This is a genomic window from uncultured Methanobrevibacter sp., assembly GCF_902770715.1.
In the GTDB taxonomy this organism is placed as follows: domain Archaea; phylum Methanobacteriota; class Methanobacteria; order Methanobacteriales; family Methanobacteriaceae; genus Methanocatella.
On the sequence record NZ_CACXTS010000058.1, the window covers coordinates 1 to 4,805 of the forward strand.

At 31.2% G+C, this 4,805-nt stretch carries 3 protein-coding genes; all 3 read left to right on the forward strand.

What is annotated here, in order from left to right; genetic code table 11:
- Positions 1–542: 542 nt before the first annotated feature.
- Positions 543–743, forward strand: coding sequence for a histone family protein (locus QZU81_RS10330; RefSeq protein WP_295591644.1), 201 nt, complete (start codon positions 543–545; stop codon positions 741–743).
- A gap of 262 nt (positions 744–1,005) precedes the next feature.
- On the forward strand, positions 1,006–3,189 hold the full coding sequence (locus QZU81_RS10335) for a DUF4268 domain-containing protein (RefSeq protein ID WP_295591645.1): 2,184 nt from the start codon (positions 1,006–1,008) through the stop codon (positions 3,187–3,189).
- Positions 3,190–3,201: 12 nt separating this feature from the next.
- Positions 3,202–4,614, forward strand: coding sequence for a class I SAM-dependent DNA methyltransferase (locus tag QZU81_RS10340; protein WP_295591647.1), 1,413 nt, complete (start codon positions 3,202–3,204; stop codon positions 4,612–4,614).
- Positions 4,615–4,805: the final 191 nt, after the last annotated feature.

Below are 4,805 nucleotides of genomic sequence, written 5' to 3' on the forward strand. Positions count from 1 at the left end.
AAAGTATTCCAATGAGAATAATTAATAAAAAAAACACATATTTTTCATTATTCATCTTTCCTCAAATCCTCATAAAATTTATTTATTTATTTATTTATTTATTTATTTATTTATTTATTTATTTATTGTTATATGTATATATGACTCATCATATAATCCCTTCTACTTTTTTTAAAATAGCATATGTTTCGTAAAACTATTGTTTTAATGAACTAAATTAAACCTAATTTTCTTTTTTTCTAAAAATTTTTATAACTTGAAACTAAATTTATAATTACAGGAACTAATCCTAATATATTAAACCTAACTCAATTACATATCACACACCTTTACATATGTTTTTTTATAATTAGGATTAGTTCCACTTCTACTATTTCTAAATTTTACTTTTTGAATAATATTTTAATTAATTCTAATTTTTATAAATAATTGGAAATATCTCATTTCCTTTCTCAATAGATGATAATGGCTCATTTTAAGCAATAATTTTATATACTTCCAATCAAAAACATTATATCAATGAGGAGTGTGGAGGTGAAAATGTGAGTGAAATATCAGTTGCATCAGTTGTACGTATCTTGAAGGACGCAGGTGCAGAAAGAATCAGTGATGACGCTAAAAAGGCTTTTGCTGACGCAGTTGAAGCTTCCACTGAAGAATTAGCTAAAAAAGTCATCAAAGCAGCAGCACACGCTAGCAGAAAGACCGTAACTGTAGATGACATCAAATTCATCTGCGAATAAACTTTTTTACAAAAGGTTTAATTAAAAAATTAATTTTAAAATTTTTTATCTATTTTTTCTATTTTTTTCCTTTTTGAAATTATGCTTTGTTCAACTTCTACTTTTTTTTAAAAATTTTTACTATTGGTTACTATTAGTAAACTATGGTAAACCATCAGTAGACCTTTTGTTTACCTCAACAAGTCCGTAACAAGTCTATTTAAAAAATGTTATATGCAATAAAATCAAAATTATAATTAGTCATTATTATGGAGACATATGTATGGATGCGGGTAAAAAGAACTTATTGCAATTTTTAAGTAATCGTCAACAGTTATCAATTCCGATTTATCAAAGGAAATACAGCTGGACAGAAAAAGAGTGTGGTCAATTATTTGATGATGTTATTAGAGTGGCAAATGCTATACAAGAAGAAAACCACTTTATAGGTTCCATAACTTATATGAATCCTGAAGGGCATATTGTTATGGATATTGACAAACTGATGATAATTGACGGACAGCAAAGGATAACAACAATTTCATTATTGATTTCAGCATTAAGCGATTTCCTCTATGAAAATCCTATTGAAAACATCAATCCTAAAAAGCTGATTAACTACTACTTGATAAATGAAGATGAAATGGGAGAACTCAAATATAAGCTCATTTTGACAGATGAAGATAAGGCTACTCTAATCAAAATCATCAATAATTTGACCAAAGAGGAAAAAATACCTTTCGACAACGAGGATTCCAAAAGAGTTAAGGAAAATTTTGAATACTTGAAAGGAAGGATAAATGAAGGAAACGCAAAACTCATTTATCAAGGTCTAAACAAATTGCTGATAATTTTTGTAGCTTTGGAATACAATAAGGACAACCCACAACTTATTTTTGAAAGCCTTAACTCAACAGGATTGGAGCTTAGCCAAGCAGATCTCATTAGGAATTACATCTTAATGGGATTAAATACAGATGAACAGGAAACACTTTATACTACATATTGGAAAAAGATTGAAAAGCTGTTTGAGGAATCAGGAAGTTGGCTTTTCGACAAGTTCATTAGAGATTATCTCACTGTCAAGACAGACAAGGTGCCTACTTTCAGAAACATTTACTCAGATTTCAAGAAGTATTCAAAAACATTTGACAATGTAGAGGAACTTGTAAATGACGTATTCAAGTTTTCTAATTATTTCTCCTGCATTGCATTCGGTGAAGAGGAAAACAAGAAACTGAAGGAGGCTTTGGACAGCTTAAGCAGCATGGGCTATGACGTAACATATCCATTTTTACTGCATCTATATAAGGACTATGCTGACGAACTATTGCCATTAGAAGAGTTTATTGAGATGATAAGATATACTGAGAGTTATCTGCTTAGAAGATTAATATGTAACATACCGACTCCTTCACTGAACAAAACATTCGCAAAGATGTACAATGACATTGACACTGGCAACTATTCAGAATCCTACCAGGTTCAGCTTGTCTTAAAAGAGAACTATCAGAGAATGCCTACAAACAGGGAATTTGGCAGGAACTTCAGAGAAAGGGACATCTACAATTTGAGAGGAAAGAACAAGGAGTACATTTTTGACAAGTTTGAAAACTGGAATTCCAAGGAAAAGACTCCTGTCGAATCATACACTATTGAGCATATTATGCCTCAAAATCCAAACCTTTCACAAGAATGGAGAGACTGCTTGGGTCCGAATTGGGAAGAGATTCAAAAGACATATCTCCATACAATAGGCAATTTGACACTTACTGGATATAATGCTGAATTAAGCGACAGCTCGTTCCAAGAGAAAAGAGATATGGAAGGAGGATTCAGGCAAAGCGCCATCAGGCTAAATGTCTACTTGCAGGACTTGCCAACATGGAATGAAAACGAGATTAAGAAAAGGACGAAACATCTTATTGAAGAAGCATATAAAATATGGAAATATCCTGAAGTCTCCCAAGAAGTTATTGACAAATACTCTTCCAAAGATGAGGAAGAATTGGAAATAGACGTCTCTGGATTTACTGAGGTTGAAAGACTAAGGTTTGATTATTGGACAGAATTTAACAATTATCTAAAGGAAAATGATGATTTGTTTGTTTATCCTATGCCTCCTAATGATACTTGGTATTCATTATTCATGAATACAGGCATTGCACATATTGAATTAACTATTTCAGCTGTTTTGAAAAATACAATAAATGTCCATTTCAGAATAAAAAAGGATAGCAATGAGATTTTTGATAAGCTGTATGCTCAAAAGGATATCATTGAATCGGAAGTGGGCATGGAACTGGAATGGGATAAGGCGGAAAATCATAAAATTTCGAAGATTGGTAAGACATTGGATATTGATATTAATGAAAAGTATAATTGGGAAAGAGCTATTGAATGGCAATATGATATGTCTGTAAGATTAAGAGAATCCATTTTACCCAAAGTGCAAAATATAAAATAAGGAGTTAAAAAAATGAGCAACTTTCAAGAAAAATCCAACTTTATATGGAATTTAGCAGATCTTTTGAGAGGGTCTTACAAGCGTAACGAATACCAAAAGGTTATTTTACCTTTCACAGTATTGAAAAGGTTTGATTCAGTGCTTGAACATTCCAAACAGGATGTTTTAGAGAATTATAATGAATATAAAGATAAAATTGACAACATCGAACCTATTCTTTTAAATGTTGCAGTAAATGAAGATGGAAAAAAGCTAGGATTCTATAACTTTTCAAAGTACGATTTTAAATCATTGCTTCAAGACCCAGAAAACATTGAAGAGAACATGATTTATTATCTGGACTGTTTTAGCGATAACATTAAGGACATATTTGAAAACTTTGACATTAAGAAGGAAATATCAAGATTGTCTAAGGCAAATCTTTTATATCTGTTGGTTAAAAAATTCTCTGAGACAAGTGTTGATTTAAGTCCTAAAGCTGTTTCTAACCATGACATGGGAACTATTTTTGAAGAGTTAATTAGAAAATTCTCAGAACAATCCAATGAAGAGGCAGGAGAGCACTTTACACCTAGAGATGTGGTTAAGCTCATGACTGAGTTGATGTTCATAGAAGATAATGACATTAATGAAAAAGGTTTGATTAAGAAGATTTATGACCCTGCTTGTGGGACAGGAGGAATGCTAACTAGCTGTAAGGATTTCATCACTCAAAACAATAATGACATTGATGTTGTGTTATATGGACAGGAAATCAATCCAGAAATCTATGCTATCTGTAAGGCAGACATGCTAATGAAAGGAGAAGTTGCTCAAAACATTAAAGGACCATCAAGCACACTATCCGACGACCAACTAAAAGACGACAAATTCGACTACATAATATCCAATCCACCATACGGCAGAGACTGGGAAAGCGATAAAGAAGCAGTCGAAGCAGAAGCAGAACTAGGATACGGAGGAAGATTCGGAGCAGGGACACCAAGAAAAAGCGACGGACAACTACTATTCATACAACACATGATTTCAAAAATGAAACGAAAAGAAAAATCAAGAATAGCAGTAATCACAAATGGATCACCCCTATTCACAGGAGATGCCGGCTCTGGAGAAAGTGAAATACGCAGATGGCTATTTGAAAATGATTATATTGAAGCAATAATTGGTTTGCCAACTTCTTTATTTTATAATACTGGCATAAAAACATACATATGGATTTTAACTAATGAAAAATCAAATCAAAGAAAAGGTAAGGTCCAGTTGATTGAATCACAAGACGAATATGTGAATATAAGAAAAAATTTAGGCGATAAAAGATTTGAACTATCAGAAAACAATATAAAAAATATTTTAAATGATTATTCAAATTTTGAAGAAAAAGATAATGTAAAAATATTTGATAATGAATACTTTGGTTATACATAAACAATAAATAAATAAATAATTTTTATGAGGATTTGAGGAAAGATGAATAATGAAAAATATGTGTTTTTTTTTTATTAATTATTTTCATTGGTATACTTTCAATTTCATTTGCAAGTGCCAATGAAAATATGGTTTTAAATGAAAACACACAATCAAATATTGAAGAAGTATCTTTAGACAGTTCTACTGAA

What these genes read in the sequence shown, in the direction of transcription:
- QZU81_RS10335 (WP_295591645.1), top strand. Translation starts at nt 1,006, where the DNA reads ATGGATGCGGGTAAAAAGAACTTATTGCAATTTTTAAGTAATCGTCAA.
- QZU81_RS10340 (WP_295591647.1), top strand. Translation starts at nt 3,202, where the DNA reads ATGAGCAACTTTCAAGAAAAATCCAACTTTATATGGAATTTAGCAGAT.